This is a genomic window from Pseudomonas fluorescens (assembly GCF_040448305.1).
In the GTDB taxonomy this organism is placed as follows: Bacteria; Pseudomonadota; Gammaproteobacteria; order Pseudomonadales; family Pseudomonadaceae; genus Aquipseudomonas; species Aquipseudomonas fluorescens_BH.
This window is the reverse complement of record NZ_CP148752.1, coordinates 2853874-2878457: the sequence shown is the minus strand read 5'-3', so window position 1 is coordinate 2878457 and position 24584 is coordinate 2853874. Positions and strand designations below refer to the sequence as shown.

Annotated in this window: 21 protein-coding genes; 2 read left to right on the top strand and 19 right to left on the bottom strand. The window is 55.5% G+C overall.

Going from position 1 to position 24584, the window contains the following annotated elements; all coding sequences use genetic code 11:
- Positions 1-8 precede the first annotated feature (8 nt).
- From WHX55_RS13095 to WHX55_RS13005, 19 genes are all read right to left on the bottom strand, one after another.
- Positions 9-1955 (bottom strand): AMP-binding protein, encoded by a 1947-nt coding sequence (locus WHX55_RS13095; RefSeq protein WP_353742820.1) that lies wholly within the window; start codon positions 1953-1955, stop codon positions 9-11.
- Positions 1956-2017: 62 nt separating this feature from the next.
- A complete protein-coding gene (locus WHX55_RS13090) occupies positions 2018-2740 on the bottom strand; it encodes an ABC transporter ATP-binding protein (RefSeq protein WP_353742819.1) in 723 nt (240 codons plus the stop codon).
- Positions 2737-3477, bottom strand: coding sequence for an ABC transporter ATP-binding protein (locus WHX55_RS13085; protein ID WP_353742818.1), 741 nt, complete (start codon positions 3475-3477; stop codon positions 2737-2739). Before WHX55_RS13085 ends, WHX55_RS13090 begins: the two co-directional genes overlap by 4 nt.
- The gene (locus tag WHX55_RS13080; RefSeq protein WP_353742817.1) at positions 3474-4427 is read right to left on the bottom strand and encodes a branched-chain amino acid ABC transporter permease; all 954 of its coding nucleotides are present in this window, start codon (positions 4425-4427) and stop codon (positions 3474-3476) included. The genes WHX55_RS13085 and WHX55_RS13080 overlap by 4 nt, the downstream gene beginning before the upstream one ends.
- The gene (locus WHX55_RS13075) at positions 4420-5295 is read right to left on the bottom strand and encodes a branched-chain amino acid ABC transporter permease (RefSeq protein WP_353742816.1); all 876 of its coding nucleotides are present in this window, start codon (positions 5293-5295) and stop codon (positions 4420-4422) included. Before WHX55_RS13075 ends, WHX55_RS13080 begins: the two co-directional genes overlap by 8 nt.
- A gap of 34 nt (positions 5296-5329) precedes the next feature.
- Complete coding sequence (locus WHX55_RS13070) at positions 5330-6532, bottom strand: ABC transporter substrate-binding protein (RefSeq protein WP_353742815.1); 1203 nt, start codon at positions 6530-6532, stop codon at positions 5330-5332.
- A gap of 256 nt (positions 6533-6788) precedes the next feature.
- Positions 6789-8033 carry an acetyl-CoA hydrolase/transferase C-terminal domain-containing protein gene (locus WHX55_RS13065; protein ID WP_353742814.1) on the bottom strand — a complete coding sequence of 415 codons (1245 nt, stop codon included), beginning with the start codon at positions 8031-8033 and terminating at the stop codon, positions 6789-6791.
- Between the two features lie 11 nt (positions 8034-8044).
- Complete coding sequence (locus WHX55_RS13060; RefSeq protein ID WP_353742813.1) at positions 8045-9217, bottom strand: acetyl-CoA C-acetyltransferase; 1173 nt, start codon at positions 9215-9217, stop codon at positions 8045-8047.
- A 48-nt stretch (positions 9218-9265) separates the two neighbouring features.
- Positions 9266-10210, bottom strand: coding sequence for an FAD-binding protein (locus tag WHX55_RS13055; protein WP_353742812.1), 945 nt, complete (start codon positions 10208-10210; stop codon positions 9266-9268).
- Positions 10210-10959 carry an electron transfer flavoprotein subunit beta/FixA family protein gene (locus tag WHX55_RS13050; protein WP_353742811.1) on the bottom strand — a complete coding sequence of 250 codons (750 nt, stop codon included), beginning with the start codon at positions 10957-10959 and terminating at the stop codon, positions 10210-10212. Before WHX55_RS13050 ends, WHX55_RS13055 begins: the two co-directional genes overlap by 1 nt.
- 25 nt (positions 10960-10984) lie before the next feature.
- Positions 10985-11794, bottom strand: coding sequence for a CoA ester lyase (locus tag WHX55_RS13045; protein ID WP_353742810.1), 810 nt, complete (start codon positions 11792-11794; stop codon positions 10985-10987).
- The gene (locus WHX55_RS13040) at positions 11788-12633 is read right to left on the bottom strand and encodes a MaoC family dehydratase N-terminal domain-containing protein (protein ID WP_353742809.1); all 846 of its coding nucleotides are present in this window, start codon (positions 12631-12633) and stop codon (positions 11788-11790) included. Before WHX55_RS13040 ends, WHX55_RS13045 begins: the two co-directional genes overlap by 7 nt.
- Positions 12634-12652: 19 nt before the next feature.
- Complete coding sequence (locus WHX55_RS13035; RefSeq protein ID WP_353742808.1) at positions 12653-13816, bottom strand: acyl-CoA dehydrogenase family protein; 1164 nt, start codon at positions 13814-13816, stop codon at positions 12653-12655.
- Positions 13817-13877: 61 nt separating this feature from the next.
- Positions 13878-14786: an SDR family NAD(P)-dependent oxidoreductase gene (locus tag WHX55_RS13030; RefSeq protein ID WP_353742807.1), complete on the bottom strand. Its 909-nt coding sequence runs from the start codon at positions 14784-14786 to the stop codon at positions 13878-13880.
- Positions 14787-14814: 28 nt separating this feature from the next.
- The gene (locus tag WHX55_RS13025; protein WP_353742806.1) at positions 14815-15984 is read right to left on the bottom strand and encodes an acyl-CoA dehydrogenase family protein; all 1170 of its coding nucleotides are present in this window, start codon (positions 15982-15984) and stop codon (positions 14815-14817) included.
- Between the two features lie 28 nt (positions 15985-16012).
- Positions 16013-17077 carry an acyl-CoA dehydrogenase gene (locus tag WHX55_RS13020; RefSeq protein ID WP_353742805.1) on the bottom strand — a complete coding sequence of 355 codons (1065 nt, stop codon included), beginning with the start codon at positions 17075-17077 and terminating at the stop codon, positions 16013-16015.
- Between the two features lie 48 nt (positions 17078-17125).
- On the bottom strand, positions 17126-17998 hold the full coding sequence (locus tag WHX55_RS13015; RefSeq protein ID WP_353742804.1) for a MaoC/PaaZ C-terminal domain-containing protein: 873 nt from the start codon (positions 17996-17998) through the stop codon (positions 17126-17128).
- 175 nt (positions 17999-18173) lie between these two features.
- Entirely contained in the window at positions 18174-18968 is a 795-nt protein-coding gene (locus WHX55_RS13010; RefSeq protein WP_353742803.1) for a helix-turn-helix domain-containing protein, read from the bottom strand.
- A gap of 367 nt (positions 18969-19335) precedes the next feature.
- Positions 19336-21342, bottom strand: coding sequence for an FAD-dependent oxidoreductase (locus WHX55_RS13005; RefSeq protein ID WP_353742802.1), 2007 nt, complete (start codon positions 21340-21342; stop codon positions 19336-19338).
- Between the two features lie 254 nt (positions 21343-21596).
- Here WHX55_RS13005 and WHX55_RS13000 point away from each other — a divergent pair, with 254 nt between their 5' ends.
- Positions 21597-23261 carry an electron transfer flavoprotein-ubiquinone oxidoreductase gene (locus tag WHX55_RS13000; protein WP_353742801.1) on the top strand — a complete coding sequence of 555 codons (1665 nt, stop codon included), beginning with the start codon at positions 21597-21599 and terminating at the stop codon, positions 23259-23261.
- 414 nt (positions 23262-23675) lie between these two features.
- On the top strand, positions 23676-24479 hold the full coding sequence (gene istB, locus WHX55_RS12995; RefSeq protein WP_353742800.1) for an IS21-like element helper ATPase IstB: 804 nt from the start codon (positions 23676-23678) through the stop codon (positions 24477-24479).
- The last annotated feature ends 105 nt before the right edge of the window (positions 24480-24584 follow it).

Below are 24584 nucleotides of genomic sequence, written 5' to 3'. Positions count from 1 at the left end.
CTTCACGGTCAGGGGAGATTCGCAGCGATCTGCTGAATGCCGTCCAGCGCGCCCGGATTGTCGAGCGACGAGATATCTCCCAGGGGCAATCCGCTGTAGATGTTACGGATCAATCGGCGCATAACTTTCGAACTGCGGGTCTTGGGCAGTTGTTTGACAACGTGTACTGCGCCAGGCTTGAACGGTTTGCCCATGCGCAATTCAACATGGCTGCAGACATGTTGACTCAAAGCGACAAGATCGTTATCAGCACCAACGGCGGTGACGAGAAACACCACCAGTTTCTGACCTTTGCTTGCGTCATCAATGCCGATCGCAGCAGCTTCGTTGACTTGCGGCAGCTCCAGCAAAACCTCTTCCACTTCTGCTGGCCCCACGCGCTTACCCGCAAGCTTGATGGTGTCATCAGAGCGGCCTAGCATGTAACGGGTGCTGCCCTTGCGCATCGCCAAGTCGCCATGAACCCAAAGACCCGGGATCGTGCGCCAGTACGCTTCGAGGTAACGCTCGTCGTCCTGCCAGAATGACTGAGTCATACCCACGAATGGGCGACGGATGACCAATTCACCGACGCTGTCTTCGATCGCCAGGCCCTGCCCATCGACGATGTCGACATTCACACCCGGTGAAGCTGTATTGAAACCGGCCGGGCTGATCGGTTTGACCACAACACTGGAAAGCAGCGCCCCTGAGACTTCGGTGCCACCGGTGTAGTTGATCAATGGGCAGGAGCCGTTTCCAAAGTTTTTCTGGAACCAGCTGAAGTGCTCAGGATCAATGCCCTCTCCCGCCGTGATTAACAATCGCAGGGATGACAAGTCACCTTGCACGGCGACGTCTTCGTTGGCGGCCAGGCCGCGGATCAGCGTAGGAGCTGAACCGAAATGGGTCACCCGATGGCGCTCTATCAGGCGGGCCATGCGCGACCAGTCCGGAAAGTCTGGGGCGCCGTCGTAGCAGACGAGGGTTGCGCCACGCATCAACGCGCTGCATAAAACCAGCGAGCCGGCGATCCAGCCCATGTCCGCCGGCCAGCAGAACACATCACCTTCTTTGACATTGAAATGCACGGCAGAGTCATGAGCGATTTTGAGTGGAAAGCCCCCATGGGTGTGTACGGTTCCCTTGGGTTTACCCGTGGTACCCGAGGTGTAGACGATCATGAAAGGATCGTTGGGCTCCATGATGCAAGCCGGCTGTTCACGATGCAGGCCGGACTCCAGAATAGACGCCCAGTTCAGCGCGTCCTCTATTTCTTCAGTCGGTTTGCCGTATTCGACGATAAGGCTTTTCAGCGTTGGCAGTGAGGCGCGGGCCTCGCGAATCGACGCCAGGATGTCCACCCATTTACCACGACGATGGAAACCGGCACTGGCAATCAGCATCGTTGCCGAACAGGACGACAAACGTGATTTGATTGCATCGACGCCAAAACCGCTGAATAACGGCACGGCAATGGCGCCCAGGTAAGCAATCGCCAGCAGCGACACGGTCGCTTCGATGCCGTTAGCCATCAACAGGCCGATCCGGTCACCCCGCTGAACACCCTGCAACGCCAGTCCTGAAGCGAATGCCTGGACGTGACTAGCCAGAGTGGCGTGGCTGATGCGTGTCGCATCACCGGTTTCGCGCTCTGAGATCACAGCATCGCGCTGGGCCAACTCGGGGGCATGAGCCTTGTCGATGATTGTCTGGACCCAATTGAGTCGACCACCAGGGAACCACTTGGGAAACTCTGGTCCCGCGGACTCATCGATGTAGGCATCGAATGGCGTGTGCCAGGAAATCGCACAAAAATCCACGACCTCACGCCAATAGGCCTCAGGGTATTGGATGGAATAGGCGTAATAATCATCGTAGTTCGCGATACCGAATCTACGCATCAGCGCCGTCACGTTGGATGAAGCGATATCGTCGACGGTAGGCTGCCAAACACAATCAAGAGCTTCTTTCATTTGAAATCCCAGTACGTATCCAGACGAAACCAAAGGGTCTGTCGCAGCTCTCACGGGCATACTCACATTCCCATATAAGCGCGTTGTACTTCTTCGTTTTTTGCAATTTCTGCAGCAGCACCGTGAAACACAATTTCGCCACCCTCCATTACATAGGCGTAGTCGGCGATCTGTAGAGCCGTCTCAGCGTTCTGCTCCACCAGCAAGACATCAACTCCGGTGTTGCGGATCTTTGCAATGACTTGGGCAATTTGTTCCACGATCGCAGGTGCCAGGCCGATAGTAGGCTCGTCGAGCAGCAACAAACGCGGACTGCTCATCAGTGCGCGCCCGACCGCAACCATTTGCTGTTGCCCACCGCTGAGCGACCCTGCCTGGTCATTTAAGCGGGTTTTGAGGTCCGGAAAGAACTCAAGACAACGCTCAAAATCAGTCGCAACCGCACTCTTTAGTTCACGACTGTATGCCCCAAGTAGCAGGTTTTCCTGCACAGTCATGCTCCCGAATAAGCGTCGACCTTCGGGAACTAAACTCAGCCCTTTGCGTAATAGCGCGTCCGGTTGCAAGTGAGTCACGTCGCAATCATCGAAACGGACGCTGCCCGCGCTACTCTTCAGCAGACCACTAATGCATTTGAGCAGGGTGGATTTGCCTGCACCATTGGCGCCGATCAGTGTCACAACTTGGCCTTTGGCGACCGTCATGTTGACCCCGCGCAATGCTGGGACACGCGCATAACTGGCGTTGAGCCCCTGCACGTCGAGGGCGTAGGGACTGCGGCTCATTGCACACCTCCCAAATAGGCAGAAATCACCCGAGTGTCTTGACGGATTTGGCTGGGAGATCCGCTGGCAAGTTTTTGCCCATGGTGCAGCACCACGATCCGATCGCAGACCTGCATCACTGCTTTCATATTGTGTTCTACCAACAAAATGGTGCTGCCGAACTCGTGGCGAATACGCCGGAAAATCTCGAGGGTCGCGCCCACCTCTGTCTGATTCAATCCGGTCAACGGCTCGTCCAGGCAAAGCAAGCGAGGACGTGTTGCAAAGGCGATTGCAATACTGACCAAGCGCTGCAATCCGTGCGGTAACGACCCGGCGATGTCAGTCAGGCGATCTTGCAAACCCAGTAACTCGGCGGTTTCCTGAGCGCGTTGCAGTCTGAGCTTGGCCGACGCACGCGATAAGGAGCCAATAGCGCCGATCAGAATGTTATCGAGCACGGTCATGCTGGGCATCAGACTGCCGTGCTGGAATGTGCGAGCAATTCCCAGCCGGCTGATGGACTCTGGGGCCATACCGGTAACATCAACACCATCAATGTTCAGCACGCCACTGGTAGGTTTATAGAAGCCGCTGATCAAGTTGAACGTTGTGCTTTTCCCGGCGCCATTAGGGCCGATCAAACCAAGTATTTCATTGGCATGAATTTCCAGGTTCAAGCTGGACACCGCGACAACACCGCCAAATGAACGGGTCAGTTCCCGGGTGGAGAGAATCGGATTAACCGTGCTGTTCATTGCTCAGCCCTCCGTACGACGGGTTTGACGACCGGATCAGCTCCACGAGCTTTGACCCATTTTCCTGCCAGCCCCAGAAGCCCCTTTGGAAATAGCAACATGCAGATCACGATCGCGGCACCGTAGAAGATGTGTTCACTACCACCAAACTCCAATGCCACGGCATTGAGCAACACCAACAAGGCGGCCCCGAAAATCGGCCCAAGCGTGTAGTCCTCTCCCCCCACTTTGAGGTACGCCAAAGCAAAAGTTGACAGCAGGAAACCAAAGTCTGCCGGACTGATGACGTTGTTGGTGTAAGCGTGTAGCGAACCGGCTATACCGGCGGCAAAAGAGGCTATGGCGAAGCACAGGATCTTGTTCAGATGCACACGAACACCGACGGACTTCGCCACGTTTTCGTTATCTTTAATAGCCGTAAATACACGACCCAGGTTGGAGCGCTCGATCAAATACATCCCGGCAATCAGCACCGCGCAGACCATCACCACGAACGCCGGCAAAAAGGCTTCCAGACGCTCGGGAACAAAGATTCCGATTAATCCCGAATTGCCTCCCAGCCAGTCCACCTGGGTGTAGATGATTCGCATCACTTCAGTGAAAGCAAAACCGATCAACAGGAAGTACGGCCCACTGGTTCTAAGCGTGATGAATCCGAACACAAGACTGACCACGCAAGCGATTAACCCACCGCTTAGCAAAGCAACCGGAAACGGCAACTCAAGCACTGTTGCAGCGACACCGGCACTGTAGGCACCGATACCAACGAACGCAGCCGTGGCGAAGTTCAGTTCACCAATCAGCAGGACGAACCGAAAGCTCGACGCAACTAAACCGGCAATTGCGATCCAGGTGAGTAGCTTGGCGGTGTAGCCGCCACCGACGAAGAGGCTGAGCACACTGATAGCGATCACGGCCAGGGTGCACGCCGACATTTTGAATTTATCCATGACCGAGCAACCCTTTAGGACGAACCAACAACACGAGCATAACCAGAACGAAAATCGCCAGGCTTGAACTCGACGGATCGAAATAGAACCCACCAAAGGCTTCGATGAAGGCAATCAGCAGGCTGCCGATGATTGCGCCCGGCACACTGCCCAGGCCACCGACGATCACTGCAATGAAACCCTTCACCAAAAAGCTGTCACCGAAGGTCGGCGAGACCGAAGAAATCGGCGCCACCAAAGCACCAGCGATGGCGCCGATCAATGTGGCAAACACAAAGCCGCGAAACGCAATGGACTTGTAAGGAATACCCTGGAGCATGGCGGCTTCATGATCGATAGACACCGCCCGCAATGCATTCCCGAACTTGGTTTTGGCCAAGACCCAAGTCAATCCTGCAGTCAGTAGCACCGCGATGACGCAAATCAGCAATCGTTGGGCACTTAAACGCACACCCAGAAAACTGACAGCGCCGTCGATCAATGCCGGTACCGAGCGCACTGCACCACCGAATACATCCAGGTAAATGCCTTCGAACAGCAATACAAGTCCGGCGGACAATATGAATGAACCCATCATGTCCCGCTGAAAGTACCTGAATCCAAGTTGGTAGATAACGGCTCCTAGCAGCGTCGCTAATAAAACACCCGCCATCAATCCCGTGATATAGGCGACCGACAAAGAATAACCATGACCCGTAAGCCAAGGAATAGCAACTGCCACAATCAGTGCCGACAAAGTAAAGAATTGACCATGCGCAAAGTTAACAATTTTCAATACACCGAAAATCAATGTCAGCCCCAGCGCAAACAATACATAGACAGCTCCAATCTGTATCGTAGTCAGGACAAGCTGTAACAAAGTGGCCATAAGACCCTCCAACTACCCATAGGTTGAATCATTATTATTGTTTACGGGCGACCAACTCCTCGGGTTGAATCCTCTCCACTTCCACTAACTGCCCATTCTTTATTTGCGTGACGATGACCGGAACGAGTATCTGCTGGGGAGTCCCATATATGCTCTGACCGCCAAATGCCGAAGGACCATAAAATGAGTCGAAGGAAATGGTTGGCAGGGTTTTGGCGACTTCCCGCGGATCAATGCTCTGAGATTTCTCAATAGCGGCCGCCAGTGCCTTGACCGAATCATAGAAACCAATCTGCACCGCATTCAGCGACTCCCCCGTCAACGCCCTGGCTCCATCGTTCAAACTGCGCTGATGCTCGGTGGAGTTGGCCGGGTCAAAAGTTATGGCCGCGCCCATATAAGTGTTCTCGACAGCACCATTGCCCGTGGCCAGCAAACCGTCGGACCCGGTTCCCACCTCAATCACCTTTACCCCATTCCAGCCCATGCCATCGAGCTCCTTGAAGACCCGGCCACTGTCAGCTGGCGGGCTGGAGCACAGGTCAATGACGTCTGGCTGCATGGCGGCCATCTTGGCGGCAATCGGTTGGAATTCCGCGGTACCGCGCTCGTACCAGTCACTGGACAACACTTTCACACCGACCGCTTCCCAGGCCTTGCGTGCCACTTGTTCAGTTTCCTGGCCGGTGGCATCGTTGGGATTCAACAGGATGACCGACTTAACTCCTTCGTTTACGCTTTTGACGTACTTAACCAACGGATAGGCGATCTCATTCGGCGTGCTCATCTGAGTGAATGTAAGCGGGTATTTTGGGCCCTTGATACTGGCGCCCCAGGCAGTTGTGAAAATAAGCACACCCTGGCGCTCGGATAATGATTGCAAAGCGCGCACTGGTGCTGTTCCAAGACTACCCGCAACAAATTTTACTTTGTCTTTGCTCAGTAAGGTTTGCGCAACTTTAGCACCGTCCGCAGCATTGTATTTATTGTCATAAGCCAAGCATTCAAAGTTAAAAACTTTGTCTCCGACTTTAACGCCACCCTTTTCAGATATTTCGATTGCCGCTTGCTTGCATAGCCAAAATCCACCGATACCCCAGTTGGCACCCGCGCCAGAAAGGGGCAATGACATGCCAAGCTTTATAATTTCGGGAGCGCTAGCCTGGCTTTGCACAGCAAACACCGAGCCCATCAACAAACAGGCGATAGATGTGATAGTTTTTATTTTTAACGTCATCACTGTTACCTCATTATTTTTGTCTTTTAATCATTTAAATCTCAGCCCGCGAGAGCGTCAATCAAACGAGACCAACTGTTCCGTACAATGAAATTTTTAGCGTCTGAATTTACAAAGCGCTGGCGCGACCGTGGAGCCGAGCCTATAGAGATACCTCCTAATAACTTGAAGTATTAAGCGACTTCCATTGTACGGAACATGCGCAACACTCCCCGGCACTGAGACCAATGGCGGGGCCAAATATCAATAACCGGGCTTAGGTCACCGGCGTCCGGTCGTCCAGTTCGTTACGAAACGCCGGATGAGCAATGGATAGCATCAGCTCTCTACGCTGCTTGAGCGTGCGCCCGCGCAAGTCGGCGACGCCGTGTTCCGTCACGATGATGCCGGCATCTGCCCGTGGAGTGGATACTGGGCCACTCAGGCATTCGACAATTCGGCTGACTGCACCTCCCATGGCCGTAGATGGCAAAGCAATGATTGGCAAGCCACCATGCGATAAGTGAGCGCCGCGGATAAAATCCATCGCACCTCCGACCGCACCGACGTAACGCCCACCCGCCACTTCGGAATTGATCTGGCCGGACAAGTCCACCTCAATCGCCGAATTCAGCGCGACAAATCGCTCTAATTGACCGATGACCGCCAGGTTGTGGGTGTAAGCCGTAGAACGAAACTGCACTCGTGGATTACGGTCGGCAAACTCATGGATTCGTCGCCCCCCCAACATCACACCCGCAATCGTCACATTGGTATCGATGCGTTTGCAGGCATTGGTGATCACTCCGCGCTCGGTCAGCTCGGCCACCTCGTCACCAATGGTGCCTGAATGTATACCCAGATGACGGTGACTTCTCAGGCCACCAAGGATCGCTGCAGGCAAAGCGCCGATCCCCAATTGCAGGGTCGATCGGTCCTCGATAAGCGCACAGACATTCTTGGCAATCGCCTGCTCTACCTCGCTGGCGCGGGTACTCAATAATTCAGGCAAGGGACGCGATACCCGAACGGCGTAGTCAATTTCATCTCTTGTGATCAGTTGCTCGCCATAGGTCCACGGCGCTTGATCGTTGATCTGTGCAATGACCAGTTTCGCAGACTTGAGCAAGGGAACAAGGTATTCATGGGCAACCGAAAAGCTGAATGTGTCAGGAACCGGGCCTTCCGCGACCTGAAGCATCAGGACATCCAGATCGGCAAGTTGCTCGGATAGTCCGGAATAGTGGCTGGGCAAAATATTCAAACCGTTCGCCTTCGCAAGCTCACGATTCTTGCCCATCGCACAATACGACATGAAATGGACGGCGTCGGCATGCGCAGGATTGACCGTGTCAGTCAGACTGGCACCGATGAACACCTTCATATCACCAATGGCATGACGATGTTCCATCAGTCGCTCAGTGAGGGCAAGCGGTTCCGCCGCGCCCTGCCCCCAGACAATCAAGGCACCTGGACGGACCAGCCCTACCAAGTCCAATTCTTCTAATGAGACTAGCTGCATGGCTGCTCTCCTCACCTGGCGCGTTCGAAAATCGCTGCCAGTCCTTGGCCGCCGCCAATGCACATCGTTTCCAGGCCGTAACGGCCTTGCCGACGCTCCAGCTCATGCAACAGTGTCGTCAAAATTCGCATGCCCGTAGCGCCAACAGGGTGCCCGAGGGAAATTCCCGATCCGTTGACGTTCAGTTTGTCCGGGTCATTCCAACCAAGCCCCTTCAGCACGGCGAGCACTTGGCAGGCAAACGCTTCGTTAATTTCCACCAGGTCCATCTGATCAATAGTCAGTCCGGTCTTGCCAAGTAATTTCTGCACCGCAGAAACCGGTCCAATGCCCATTACGGAGGGTTCGCACCCCGCCGCGGCCCAACCATTGAGGTAAGCAAGAGGCTGAAGACCTAACTCTTCAAGTTTGTCCTCAGCGACTACCAGGCAGGCAGCCGCAGCATCATTCTGTTGCGCAGCGTTGCCGGCGGTAACGGTGCCGCCCTGTATCAGCACTCGCAACTTCGCCAAAGAATCGGCGTTGGAGTCGGCGCGAAAACCCTCGTCCTGACTGACGATCTTCGGATCACCTTTACGCTGCGGCACGCTGATGGGTACCACCTCCTGCGCAAACCGACCACTGGCCCATGCTTGAGCAGCTCGTTGGTGGCTTCGTAGCGCGTATTCATCCGCCGATTCACGGCTGATACCGTAAGTCGTTGCCAGGTTCTCCGCAGTTTCGATCATTCCCGAGATGCGACCGAAGCGCCATTCCGGCTGGGAGCGTTCCCGCCCCCGATCCAAGCGGTCATGTAGTTGTGCCGAACCGGAACGCTTACCCCAGCGCATATCGGTACTGTAGTACTCGATCTGGCTCATACTCTCCACTCCACCTGCCAACACTACGTCAGCAGCACCGGTCTGGATCATCATGGCTGCGTTGATCAAAGCCTGCAGGCCACCGCCGCAACGTCGATCCAACTGCATGCCCGGTACCGAAACCGGCAATCCAGCCTCTAGGGCAATCCAACGGCCAACGCAAGGAGTCTCAGAGTTCGCATAGGATTGAGCAAAGACGACGTCATCGATCCTCTCTGGGACGAGGCCCGTTTTATCAAGAATGGCCCTGACCACAGCGGCGCCGAGCTTCTCCACCGGGACGCTGCTCAAACTGCCGCCAAAGGCCCCGACCGGGGTCCGCATGGGCGCTACTATTGCTGCTCTTCTCATGGTTCAAACTCCACAATCAATTCAGGAAAGCGCTTGAGTGAGCTCAGGCACCACATCGAACAGATCCGCCACCAGGCCGTAATCGGCCACCTGGAAAATCGGCGCTTCTTCGTCCTTGTTGATCGCAACGATCACTTTGGAGTCTTTCATGCCGGCCAGGTGCTGGATCGCGCCGGAGATACCGACGGCGATGTACAGCTGAGGAGCAACGATCTTGCCGGTCTGACCGACCTGCATGTCGTTGGGTACGAAACCTGCGTCGACCGCAGCGCGCGAAGCACCGACAGCAGCGCCCAGCTTGTCAGCCAGGGCGTACAGGTGTTTGAAGTTGTCGCCGTTCTGCATGCCGCGACCGCCGGAAACGACGATCTTGGCAGCGGTCAGTTCCGGACGATCGGACTTGGCCAACTCTTCGCCAACGAAGCTGGAGGTGCCAGCGTCGTGAGCCGCAGCAACGGTTTCAACCGAAGCGGAACCGCCTTCAGCAGCAACCGGGTCGAAACCGGTCGCACGCACGGTGATCACTTTCACTGCTGCGTTCGATTGCACGGTAGCGATGGCGTTACCGGCGTAGATCGGACGCTTGAAGGTGTCGGCGCTTTCTACCGAGATGATCTCGGAGATCTGGTCGACGTCCAGCGCAGCGGCTACGCGCGGCAGGATGTTTTTACCGTTGGAAGTGGCAGAGGCTAGGACATGGTTGTATATCGCGTGCTGCTCAATTACCAGGCTGGCCACTAATGGTGCAACGTTCTCCGGGAGTTGATTGGCGAAGGCGGTGTTGTCGGCCACAAGCACTTTCGCCACGCCAGCGATTTTCGCCGCGGATTCAGCCACGTTGCCAACACCTTGGCCGGCAACCAGCACGTGGATGTCGCCGCCGATTTTGGCAGCGGCAGCCACGGTGTTCAGCGTGGCCGGGGCCAGCACCTTGTTGTCGTGTTCAGCAATCACCAAAATCGTCATTAAATCACCTTCGCTTCGTTTTTCAGTTTCTCGACCAGTTCAGCCACCGACTTGACCTTGATACCCGCGCTGCGTGCAGCAGGCGCTTCGACTTTCACGGTCTTGTTGGTGGAGGCGGTGGAAACGCCCAAAGCGTCCGGAGTCAGCACTTCGAGAGGCTTCTTCTTGGCTTTCATGATGTTTGGCAGGGACGCGTAGCGCGGCTCGTTCAAACGCAGGTCGGTGGTGACGATGGCCGGCAGCTTCAGGGAAACGGTCTGCGCGCCGCCGTCGATTTCGCGGGTGACAGCAACGCTATCGCCGCTGATTTCGACTTTGGAGGCGAAGGTGCCCTGACCGTAGCCGCTCAATGCGGCGAGCATCTGGCCAGACTGGTTGTTGTCGCTGTCGATGGCTTGTTTGCCAAGGATCACCAGCTGAGGCTGCTCCTTGTCGACAACCGCTTTCAACAGTTTGGCAACGGCCAGGGAAGTCAGATCTTCGGCGGACTCGACGAGGATGGCACGGTCGGCACCCAGAGCCAGCGCGGTGCGCAGTTGCTCTTGAGCGGTAGACGGGCCCACGGAGACGACGACGATTTCAGTCGCAACGCCCTTCTCTTTCAGGCGTACGGCTTCTTCCACTGCGATTTCGCAGAATGGGTTCATCGACATCTTGACGTTGGCGAGGTCGACACCGGAATTGTCCGCCTTGACGCGAACCTTGACGTTGTAATCCACAACGCGTTTCACTGCGACGAGAACTTTCATTGAAGTTTTCCTGTCCAAATTGTTGTTATTGTTTGCGGGCTAAAATGCGTCTCGCCCGCTCAATAAGCGGACGATCAACCATGTTCCCGTCAACCTGAATGGCGGCACCTTGCTGCGAAGCAGCAACCACCGCTCGCGCCCACGCCAGGCTTTTCTCGTCAGGCTGGAATGCGGCCTGGATAGCCGATACTTGGCGAGGATGAATGGCCAGCTTCCCTCCGAACCCCAGATCAGAAGCGTGACGAGCCTCGTCGCCGATCAAAGCGACGTCATTCAGGTCCGTGCACACTCCATCTAACGGCGCGCTTAACCCCTGAATACGGCTAGCCAAAACCAGTTGCGAACGCATGTAGGCCAAGGCCTCCCAATTCGCAACGCACCCCAAGTCGAGCGCTAAATCCAAAGAACCAAATACAGCCAGAACGACCCCCGGAGCCGCCAACAGCGCCCGCAGATCAGCGAAGCCTTGAGCGGTCTCAACCAACACAATAACGGATACCTGACGGCCAAATTGAGCATGCACCGCAAGCACGTCCTCTGCTCGCTCGGCCTTGGCCAACAACAAGGCATCGAACTTCGTATGACGCAATGCATTGAGGTCCGCGACAAAGTCTTCGGTAAAACTGGCATTGATTCGTACAATCACTGGCACTTCAGTGATGGTGTGCGCTGCAACTGCGAGTCGCGCATCGACCCTGCGATCTGCAGTTACGGCATCTTCGAGGTCGAGGATCACCGCATCCGCACCACTGGTTGCGGCTTTATGAAACCGCTCGGGCCGATCCCCCGGCACGAACAATGGCGCGACAGGCGCCCGGATAACATGATTTACCATGTCGCCCTCGCCACCATGTTCAGTTGGTTGTCAGCACCCTGGGTCCAGCAATCGAACCCGCCATCGGCTGCTTCTTTTCCAGCCACATTGAACGCGCTCCCAGCCACCAGCGGAGCCTGCCCGCGGTAGCTGAACAGCCGGGGAATGCGCCCCTTAAAACGCGTAGCCAAATTCAACAGCAAGCTGGCTTGAAGTGGGCCCTGCACCACTAAACCCGTATAGCCTTCCACTTCTGTTGCGTAGGGTAAGTCGTAGTGAATTCGATGCGCGTTGAAGGTCAACGCGCTGTATCGAAATAGCAATGCCGAAGGGGTGTCGATGCTGACACTGACGTCATGTTTAGGCCTCGCCCCAGCCAATGGGGCCGCAGCGGTTGCCGGCGCTTGTTGATGTGCTCCACGATAGACGATGTCCTGGCGCTCACGAATCGCCACCTCACCCGCACAGCTGTAGGTATGCTCCACGCTCACAAAACACAGCAATCCGGCACGCCCTTCCTTCAACTGAACATCGCTGATTTTGGAAACACGCTTGACGAGATAGCCAACCTGCAAGGGCCGTAGATGTTCAATTTCACCACCTGCCCACATGCGTCGCGGCAAGGGCACCGGCGGCAGGAAATCTCCGGTACGTGGATGACCATCAGCGCCCAGGTCCCCAGTCGCTTCAATCGGCGGAGATAGACACCAGTGCAAACCGGGCGTTAAGAGTTCCGACTCGCTCACAAGCGGCGCCAACGTCGCCCGATAAGACTGCGCTAATCGAGGCGTGATGATGTCGGCGTCTTCTTTCGTACGCCCGATCCAGGTGCGCAGTTCCTGGGTTTCAACTGTAGTCATGGGTTGCTCCTCTCAAGACTTAATAAGACCGAGGCAAGCCGAGTACATGCTCCGCCACATAACTCAGAATCAAGTTGGTTGAGATAGGCGCAACCTGGTAAAGACGTGTTTCGCGGAATTTTCGTTCGACGTCATACTCTTCCGCGAAACCAAAACCACCATGGGTCTGGATGGAGGCGTTGGCTGCTTCCCATGACGCATCGGCGGCAAGCATTTTGGCCATGTTGGCCTCTGCGCCACAGTCCTCGCCGGCTTCGTATTTGCGCAAAGCATCCTTGACCATCAACTCAGCGGCGCGCATGTGCGCATAGGCTGTCGCAATTGGAAACTGAATGCCTTGGTTCTGCCCGATTGGCCGGCCAAACACCTGACGGTCATTGGCATAGCCGACGGATTTTTCGGTGAACCATTTTGCGTCGCCCACGCATTCGGCAGCGATCAGGATACGTTCCGCATTCATGCCCGAAAGGATGTAGCGGAAGCCCTTACCCTCTTCACCGATCAGGTTCTCGGCAGGCACACGCATGTTGTCGAAGAACACTTCGCAGCTGTTATGGTTCATCATCGTGCGGATTGGCCGGATGCTCAGCCCATTGCCTACCACTTCACGCATGTCGACGATAAACGCCGAGAGACCATCCGTCTTTTTGGCGACCTGGTCTTTCGGTGTGGTGCGAGCCAAAAGCAGCATCAGGTCCGAATGCTCTGCACGACTTGTCCAGACCTTTTGGCCATTGACCACGTAATGGTCGTCCTCGCGACGCGCAAAAGTGCGTAACGAAGAGGTATCGGTACCGCTACCCGGTTCGGTAACACCGAAAGCTTGCAAACGCAGCTCCCCACTGGCAATGCCTGGCAGGTACTTGGATTTTTGTTCCTCGGAACCGTGACGAAGGATTGTGCCCATGGTGTAGAGCTGCGCATGGCAGGCACCACCGTTGCAGCCACTTTGCTGGACGGTTTCGAGAATTGCTGCTGCTGCCGAGAGACCGAGGCCGGAACCGCCATATTCCTCCGGAATAAGTACAGAAAGAAAACCTGACTCAGTCAGCGCTTTAACAAACTCCGTAGGGTAGGCACGAACTTCGTCCAGTGCGCGCCAATAATCACCGGGGAATTTGCTACACAACTTCCGAACCTGTTCGCGGATTTCTTGATGGGTTTCAGCAATATTATTGTTCATTGTTGTACCTTCTTGTTCGAGAGCGTGGCTGTTCGCGCACGCGATAACACACAGATCGTGGTTAAACAGGATCCCAGCCGAAAACCGTGCCGCTGACCGCCAAATCCGAGAACGAGGACGACAGCGCTGGCATGGCATGTTCTGCAATGCCATCTGGTGTCCAACCCTCAGAACTGTGGATTGAACGCACCGGACGGCTCTGTCCCATCAGGAAAATTTCGTTGCGACGTACCGCGAAAATCTGTCCGTTGACATGGGCTGCCGCGTCGCTGGCGAGGTACACGGCCAACGGTGCATTCTTCTCCGGGGTCATTTGCTTGAGGCGCTCTACTCGCGCTTGCTCTTCAGCAGTCTGGTTAGGAATTGCGCTGGTCATACGGCTCCAGGCGAATGGAGCAATGCAATTGGAACGCACGTTGAAACGTTGCATGTCTAGGGCAATAGACTTGGACAATGCCACCACACCCAGCTTGGCGGCCGAGTAGTTGGCCTGGCCGACGTTGCCGATGAGGCCCGAGGTGCTGGTCATGTGAACGAAGGCACCGCTCTTTTGCTCACGAAACACTTCAGCTGCTGCCCGGCTTACATAGAACGTACCGTTGAGATGCACGTTGATGACCTGCTGCCAATCTTCGATCGCCATCTTGTGAAAGATCGCATCGCGGGTAATACCGGCGTTGTTGACCACTGCATCCAGTCGCCCAAAGTTATCCAACGCACAGGCCACCATTCGCTTGGCCCCCTCCCATTCGGCGACGCTGTCAGTGTTGATCACAGCCCTGCCGCCCAGCGCCTCGATGAGAGCTTGGGTTTCCTGTGCCGGCGTGGCGGAACCGCCGTCTCCTGCCAGTGATACCCCTACATCATTGATCACCACTGCAGCGCCGGCCTGCGCCATTTCAAGCGCTATGGCGCGACCAATGCCGCCGCCGGCGCCTGTGACGATCACTACCTTCTCTTGCATGCTCATACATTGACCTTCCTGTGTGTGCGCCCACTCAACCCGGAAGGTCGAGCAATGCTTTAGCCAGAATGTTTCGTTGCACTTCAGAACTACCGCCGTAGATGGTCGCGGGACGCGCCTGCAAGAACAGCGCGGCAGGGTTGAGGTTGCGGTTGCCGTCGATGGACTCCAGCAATGCGGCGTCTTCACCAGCGATTTCGAGCATGAATTCAGTGATGCGCTGGAAGAGTTCGGTCTGATGAACTTTCAACAAGGAGACATCGGCACCCAAGTTTTCGCCTTGACGCAGTCGTTCGGCAAAGGACTCAAATAGGGCCTTGTGATCATCCAGATCCAGTCGCAGACGGATGAATCGATCCCGATAAACCGGATCGTGTTCAATACCAATGTGCTGGGCTAACTGGTGAAGACGGATCAGTGCGTGTTCGGATTGCTTCGGCGAGCCAAGGAAAATTCGCTCGAACCCCAACAGCGCTTTGGCCATGGTCCAGCCAGCATTGATCTCGCCCACCAGGTTTTCCTTGGGTACGCGCACGTCGTCAAAAAACACCTCACACAATTCATCGTGCAGGTCCAGATTGAGCATTGAGCGCACGGTCACACCCGGGCTATTCATGGGCACCAGAAGGAAGCTGATACCCGCCTGTTTTTTGACCGTTTTATCGGTGCGCACCAACAGGAATATCCAGTCGGCATCCGTGGCCAGCGTGGTCCAGGTTTTTTGACCATTGACCACCCACTGCTCGCCATCGAGTACAGCTTCTGTGCGCAGGCTCGCCAAGTCAGAACCGGAGTTTGGCTCGCTGTAGCCCTGACACCAGATGTCTTTGCCAGCGAGAATTCGAGGTAGGAAAAATTGCTTCTGCGCCTCAGAGCCGTAGCGAATCAATAACGGCCCCAGCAGCATGATGCCGTGGTCAGGAGTACGTGCAACGCCGTACTTTTCAAACTCTTCGGTGTAGATCAGCTGCTTGGCTGCTGAAAGTCCCATGCCACCGTATTCAGTGGGCCAACCGGGAGCTAGCCAGCCGTGCTCGGAGAGCGTCATGTACCAGGTTTTTACTTCCTCCCAGTGCAGACGCTTGGGTAGGTCGCGTAAAGCTTCGGGGAAGTTGCCAGCGAGAAAATCTCCCACTAATTGCCGGAAGGCATCGTCTTCAAGTACGTTGAAATCAGGTAGTTTCCAGTCGTGTCGAATGCTCATGATCCGTCTCGTTCCAGTCTGCGGTGGCTTATGCGGTTTGAGATAAGAGGCTGTCGTAACGTTTGCGATGGACAGCCGCTGAGCCATAACTATTAGCCAGGGTCATTGCCTTGCGCAGAAACAGACCGATATCGCATTCGTCGGTATAGCCAATAGCGCCGTGCATCTGCACCGCCTGGCGAGTCACCAGCAGTGAAACGTCAGCAGCGCGGGCCTTGGCGCGAGAAACCGCAGCCTGTCGCAACTCTCGGGAACCACTGGAGTCCCAAAGGGATGCCGCGCTCTCGACACTGGCACGCAGCAGTTCCAATTGCAGTTTCAGGTCTACGGCGCGGTGCTGCAGTGCCTGGAAACTGCCTATCAACTGGCCGAACTGTTTACGAGTATTGAGATAGTCAATTGTCAGAGCAAAAGCCCTATCCGCAACACCTGACAAGTAGGCGGCAATCGCAAGAACGGACTCGTCCACTGCGTCACCCACAACTGATGACGATGCAGGCGCAATCGAAGCCTCGGCTCGTATCAACGTCAACGTTGCGAAGTGGCCGCCGTCCTGCGTCATCTCAGTGTCGATGTGGATGCCCGGCTGATTGGCTTCGACCAAGGCGATCCCTTGACGCGTGGTCACGAGAAAAGCATCGGCCGCCCCCCCCATGAATACGCATACTTTTTTACCCGTGAGCTTGTTGGCGTCGATCTGAATCGCAGAATCGACGGTATCCAGCGTCGCACGACTATCCTGCCAGGCCGGAAGGATAATGCGCTCCCCCGTCAGGATCGCCGTACGGGTTTCATCATCCGCCAAGCGCGCAGACATGACAGCCGCAAAAAAAGGCTCGGGTAAGAGGCTGCCACCCAATTCATGTGCCAGAGCGACGTATTCCAACATCCCCAAGCCCACGCCCCCTTGCTCCTCCGGCAGCGTAAGACCCAGCCAACCGTTTTCTGCAATTTCCCGCCATACCGTACGATCAATGCCAGGCAGCTGATAACGCAGACGCCGGACACTCTCCAGTTTATTGCGGGACGTAAACGATGCCGCGCTCTCGCGAATCATCCTAATGTTTTCCCGACGCTCTTGAGATGTACTCATCCTTACCTCCAAACATTCGACCAACCCCGGATGGGGCCTGAAATGGGATCACTCGAACGAAGCGTGACCGTTAGTAATTGCGGCCACATCGCGCTCCACCACCTGCACGTTGAAAGCCCCGTTATTCCAAATATCAAACCTCAACGTTTCTCCGGGAAATACGGGCGCTGAAAAACGCCCCGTCAGGTTGCGCAACGAATAGGGGTCGTAGCGCCCCAATACACGGACCAACGCGTGGCACGCCATACCAAAGGTGCAAAGCCCATGAAGAATCGGAACAGGAAATCCGGAGAGTCGGGCTACCGCAGGATCTGCATGCAGGGGGTTGTTATCACCATTGAGACGGTAATACAGAGCCTGTTCCGGACGGGTCGCCAGCAGGAGCGAGTGATGAGGCAAGAGCGACGTTGGCTCTACAACTACAGGGGGTAAAGTCGTTGTATTTCCCCCGCCAAAGCCCCCCCCCTCTCGGATGAATGTGGTGCTGGAGGTGACCGCAAGCAATTCACCCGACTTGGCGTCAAACAATTTCTTCCGGGTACGCAATAGCGCAGCTTTACCCGGTCCTTTGTCGACCACCTCGACAATACTTGTCTCACCAACAACGTCACCTTCGACAGGCAGGTGACCCAATAACTCGATTGTCTGCTCACCATGTACGACGCGCGTTGGATCGACACCCGATTCAGGGTCAGCCAGCCAGAAACCCGGGTGTCCCAACACCAGCGCCATCGAGGGGACAGCCACCTGGTCACGTAAAGGATCGACAAACCTTAACTGCTGCTCATCCAGAGGGTCACAACCGAAACCTATCGACAGGGCATACAAAGCGCTGTCTTTGCGGGTAAAGGTTTGACGCACCATCGGAATAGCGTAAGCCAGCAATTTTCTTGGATTTATTGGAGCAGTCATGCTGTTCATGCCTCAGGAAAATCATTTCACTGTTTGAAATATCATTTCACCATGCGAATTTTACTGCAAGCTGTTTTTCTCGAACGCCGGAGCGGCCACGAAAATCCAGGCGATTAACGCTGAATGACAGGCAAAAAAAATGCGTCGCTTGAGCGACGCATCCAAGAGGGAGAGGTATCAGCCGTCAGGGAGCGGGGCTAGGTGAAAGCGCAAGGCCATCTGCGATTTCATTGGCGGCCGCTTGTAGAGGCGCCACCAGATTTTTGCGAGCGTCATCAAAAGTCACCGCGCTCTTCAGCATCATGACGTTCATGGTCGCAAACAACTTGTCATCCTTTCTGATAGGCACACCGATAGCCCAGACATTACCGGAGAACACCGTGTTGGTATAAGCCTCACTCATTGTTGCAAATCCTTGCTCGCGAACCTTCTCCAGGATCAATTGGAGCTTCGCCGGTTCCCGAGCCAGATCGTTCCAGGGATCGGGAATCCCCGCGAGTCGTGCAATAATCTGCTGTCGCTCTTCTTCTGGACAAAACGCCATATAGGCAAGGCCGATGGATGTCACGAGTACCGGGGAACGAAACCCGGGCTGACGATTGAACGAAAGAGGCCCCTGCCCTCGAGATGTCTGAATAACCACCATTGCGTCCTGATCGAACAGTGCGATATCTGACGGCCATCCAATTGCATTGCGAAATCTGGAAAGTGTCGGTTCAGCAATGGTGCCAATCCAGCGCGGCTTGTCATATCCTTGGCTGAGCAACAGAGTCCGTGCGGTAACAATGTAAGTTCTACGCACCGGGTCGCGTGCGACGTACCCTTCATGCTCCAGGGTTTCCAGCATGCGCACGATAGTCGCCTTATCAAGCCCCGTGACTCTATGAATGGATGCAACCGTAGTCATCGGCTCTTCATTCACGACCCTCAGCACCCTCAGGGCGCGCGAGACAGCCTCGACGGGTTTGAACGATCTCATCAATTATCTTCCAGTCAATTTGCATACAGTGGCAACGCCCCGAATTGAGCGTGTAGAGTCATCAGCGTTTAGAAATGCCGATCCGCCGCCGCTTATTACAGCCTGCCGCCACAGACTGTCAATGACAGGTTAAAAAGGTCTGATTTAATGGGCTTGAGAAATATCGTCAAGATCATGCTCGACAACACCAGATAAACGCATCAAGAAAAGTGTTCCCTGGCAATTTCCTGCCCCAGCTTGAGTCACCGGTACTTGTCTAAGTAGAGGTCATCCGATCAGGCGATGATGAGTTGCGAGCGCGCAACCTCTCACTCGACGCGTGCTTAATTGATTGACTGCGCCAAAGCGTTAGATTCTCAATCAAAAACTACAGAGTGTTCCACATAGCCAGGATTTGCTTGTTATCAATTGAGCGTGCAGATAAATGCCCTTCACGCATGGCACTCACTAAATCACGGGGCGAGAGTGCATCTCCCACTGCGTAGACTTCCGGTACTCTATCGACTAGCTCGTCCCACAATGAACGCAATGGCTTGCGATACGTCACCAGAACAACGGTATCCGCCGCCACGCTTTCGGGCTCATACCCATCAATCGGACGCACATCCACCGAACCACAATGGATTGTCAGCAGTACGGAACTAGTAATAGTACGAAAACGCCCCAATGCATAGAGTCGGCGTAACGCGGATTGGGATCTGCCAGTCCTTTCCATTTCAGGAGCGAACACTCCGTGACGTGTAACGTAGGTCACGCTCACGCCTTGCTCCAATAGCATCTCGCAACAGCCGATAGCCTCGTAGTGACCTACATCGTCGAAAACCACCGCACTGCTTCCCACGACACCACAGCCCCCCGTTATCAACTCTTCGCAGGCAATGATATGGGCGCCTGCCTGCACTGACACCTTTAGCTGGGGCGCAGCTGTCTGGATAAGATCCGTGCCCGAAGACAATGAACCCGTAGATACGATGACGACATCAGGCTCCATGGCTAGGACTTCATTGACAGTATCGATGTAGGTGGAAAGCCGGACCTTGACACCAAGACGATAGACCTCCCGCTCCAACCAATTGGTCAAGTCGCCGATACCATGATTCTTGGGCAAACATTTAGCGAGATTGATCTGCCCGCCAAGACGGGCAGCGGCCTCTACGAGAATGACGTCATGTCCGGCCAATGCTGAAGTACGCGCGGCCTCCATGCCCGCCGGGCCACCACCGATCACCACTACCTTTTTGGTATGGGCAGCCGTAGTAATCAAGTGCTCTGCCAATGTTGCCTCGTAGCCTACCGCCGGATTAACAGTACAACTCATCCGGCCAGAAAACAGACCGCCGATACATCCTTGATTGCAAGCGATACAGGGGCGGACCTCGAGCGAGCGTCCTTCAATTTCCTTCTGCACCAAGTACGGGTCCGCGATGGTCGCGCGGACAAGATTGACCATCTCGACATGCCCTGTGCGTAGCGTCTGTTCAACATCATCCAGCGTGCCAAATCGCCCCACGACGATCCTCGGAATGGTGACGTTTTTACCGACATCCCTCGCTTGAGCAAGCTGATACCCGGCCACTTGATCCATGGCTGCGTATCGCTCGACATGGAAGTAGTAGTCACCGTGGGAGATATTGACGAAGTCGATCAACCCTTGAGCCTCAAGTCGCAAAATGACCGCGTTGATTTCCTGCGATGAGAGGACCTCTGGAGTAGAGCTGGCACCGAGACGAACGCCTAGCGCGAATTGAGCTGGAACACTGGCGCGTATGTCGTGAAGCAACTCTTCGAGAAAGCGGACGCGATTTTCGTACCTACCGCCGTAGGCGTCAGTACGCGTATTTAACAGGGGGGACAAAAACTGCGAAATCAGATAACCATTTCCCCCCAGAACCTCGGCACCGTCAATACCTGCCTGTACCAGTCTACTAGCCGCCAAACCGTAGGAGCGAATCAGCTCACCGATCTGTCGGGCGGTCATCGCTACCGGGGGCGTCCTTGCATAGCGGCTGGGTAGCGAAGTGGCCGACCAAGGTGGCCCGCCGTTGGACGCAGACTCTACATTGCCACCATGCCAAAGTTGCTGAAACAACTTCATTCCCGTCGGCTCAATTGCCTCGACCAGCCGGCTCAGAGGCGCAATAGCTGAGTCATCGCTCAGATCGAGAGCGAAGGTGGAGGATCGGTGTACCGAAGCCCCCTCCAGAATCGTCAAGCCTATGCCGCCTCTGGCACGCTCCAAATGGTAATTGATATGACTATCGTCAATATGATTACGTGAAAACAATGTCGCATGAGCGGTTCGCACCAACCTGTTCGGCACGGTGACTGACCCTATCTGGATCGGTGACATTGCAAGGCGGTAGTTTGTCGTCATCTATTACTCCGCGATTTTTATGGGGCCATTTTCCTTAATTTGCTTTTATGGCATCCCCTCTGCGAATGGAACCTTCCCTCCCCGTTTGTTCCGCATGTTGAAAATCGACTCGTAATAAACACAGAGACATAAATTCACCTGTTGAAATACAATTTCACTTGATGAATTATGTCCACATAACAATCCCGCACTCCTCGAGCGATCGACACAATCCCGCTCAACGTCTGTTGGCAAACCTGATTGAAGGAAACCTGATGAATCGTGAATACATGGAGTTCGACGTGGTCATCGTCGGTGCCGGACCCGCTGGCCTGTCCGCCGCCTGCCGATTGAAGCAGAAGGCCGCCGAAGCCGGTAAGGAAATCAGCGTCTGCGTGGTCGAAAAAGGCTCCGAAGTCGGTGCTCACATCCTGTCCGGTGCCGTGTTCGAACCACGGGCCCTGAACGAATTGTTCCCGGACTGGAAAGAACTCGGCGCGCCGCTGAACACGCCGGTCACCCGCGATGACATCTTCGTTCTCAAGAACGCCGACAGCGCGCAGAAAATCCCCGACCTCTTTGTGCCCAAGACCATGCACAACGAAGGCAACTACATTATCTCCCTGGGCAACCTGTGCCGCTGGCTCGCCCAGCAGGCCGAGAACCTGGGCGTGGAAATCTACCCGGGCTTCGCCGCCCAGGAAGCGCTGTTCGACGAGAACGGCGTGGTTCGCGGGATCATCACCGGTGACCTGGGCGTTGATCGCGAAGGCCATCCGAAAGAAGGCCTCTACACCCCGAGCATGGAACTGCGCGGCAAATACACGCTGCTCGCCGAAGGCTGCCGCGGCCACATCGGAAAACAGCTGATCAAGCGATTCAACCTCGACAATGATTCCGATGTCCAGCACTACGGCATCGGCCTGAAAGAAATCTGGGAAATCGACCCGGCCAAGCATCAGCCAGGCCTGGTGGTTCACACCGCCGGCTGGCCGCTGGACATCATGGGCACCGAGAACACCGGCGGCTCCTTCCTCTATCACCTGGAAAACAACCAGGTGGTGGTCGGTCTGATCGTCGACCTTTCCTACAGCAACACCTATCTGTCGCCGTTCGACGAGTTCCAGCGCCTCAAGCATCACCCGGTGCTCAAGCAGTACCTGGAAGGCGGCAAGCGCATCAGCTACGGTGCCCGAGCCATCTGCAAAGGCGGCCTGAATTCGCTGCCGAAAATGGTCTTCAAGGGCGGCGCGCTGATCGGTTGCGACCTCGGCACCCTGAACTTCGCCAAGATCAAAGGCAGCCACACCGCGATGAAGTCCGGCATGCTCGCCGCTGAATCCGTGGCCGAGGCGTTGTTCGCCGAGAAGGACGGCACCGAAGAGCTGACCACTTACGTCGATGCGTTCAAGAACAGCTGGCTCTACGACGAACTGTTCGCCAGCCGCAACTTTGGCCCGGCGACCCACAAGTTCGGCGCCATCGTCGGCGGTGGTTTCAACTGGCTGGACCAGAACATCTTCGGCGGCAAACTGCCGTTCACCTTGCACGACACCAAGCCGGACTACGCTTGCCTGAAGCTGGCGGCCGACTGCAAGAAGATCGACTACCCGAAACCGGACGGCAAGATCAGTTTCGACAAACTCAGCTCGGTGTTCATCTCCGGTACCAACCATGAAGAAGAGCAGCCTTGCCACCTGAAACTGACCGACCCGAGCATCCCTATCGCAAAGAACCTGCCGATGTACGATGAACCGGCCCAGCGTTACTGCCCGGCCGGCGTGTACGAAGTGGTGACCAAGGAAGACGGCGAGAAGCGCTTCCAGATCAACGCCCAGAACTGCGTTCACTGCAAGACCTGCGACATCAAGGACCCTGCACAGAACATCACCTGGGTGACACCGGAAGGTGCTGGTGGTCCAACTTATCCGAATATGTAACGAGTCGGTAAAGCTAAAACGATAAGCCTCGAAGGTCTTCGATAGCTACGTCGATTGCATAGTGCGGGTGTGCAACAACTGCCTGATCAGTGTGTGGCTGACAAAGTGATTTTGGTTTGAGTAAAAAAGGGCCCTCCGAGGGTCCTTTTTTTCATCTCATCCAAGAGCGGAAGTTAAAAGCTTCGTCAGCTTGCCTCCCCGCGAAAGCCGGTATCAGTTACAGGCAATAAGCAGCCGCCCCTCACGACAGGCAGCAATCTGGGTAATTGCACTGACTTGACCACCTGTTTGCATAGGACCTGACCAGTTGTTTGCATGGGACTTGACCAGTTGAGCCCCCCTCCGATTCCTGATGAAGGATTTGCCTATGCTGCTGTTCAGCGCCAGCTCTTACCACCGATGAGGAGACTCGCAATGCGTGATCTTATGGCGGAACTCAAAGAACTGCGTCTGCATGGCATGGCCAGCGCCTGGGAAGAACTAGCCTCGCAAGGAGACGCTTCGACGGCATCCTCGAAATGGCTACTTGAGCATCTTCTCCAACAAGAACATGCGGATCGAGCGGTGCGCTCAGTGAACCACCAGATGAACATGGCCAAACTCCCCATGCATCGTGATTTGGCCGGCTTCGACTTCAGCGCTTCCAGCGCAGATGCCCGCCTGATCAGGGATCTGTCCAACCTGGAGTTCACCGATACCGCGCAGAATGTCGTGTTCATCGGCGGGCCTGGAACAGGCAAAACACACCTCGCCACCGCCTTGGCTGTGTCCGGGATCACGACGCATCACAAACGCGTGCGCTTCTACTCCACGGTGGATCTGGTCAATTTGCTGGAACGCGAAAAGTACGACGGCAAGACGGGCCGCATCGCTCAAGGGCTGCTACGAACAGACCTGGTGATACTCGATGAACTGGGGTATTTGCCCTTCAGCCAGAGCGGTGGTGCCCTGTTATTTCACCTGCTATCCAAGCTATACGAGCACACCAGCGTGGTGATCACCACCAACCTCAGCTTCTCGGAATGGTCGAGCGTGTTTGGTGACGCCAAGATGACAACGGCGTTGCTGGATCGGCTGACACACCACTGCCACATCGTCGAAACGGGCAACGAGTCCTACCGCCTGCAACACAGCAGCTTGGTCGCCCAGACCAAGATCAAATCACGTGAACGAAAGCGCAAAGACAATGATGGTGCCGAGGACGATGAGCTGTTTTGATCTGCACCAAAAATACCCTGCCGCATGCCCACATGCGGTGGGGCTTTAATGCCTCTTCCACCGGGACACGACTGCCCAAATGGCAAAACCATGGCGCAGCGAATG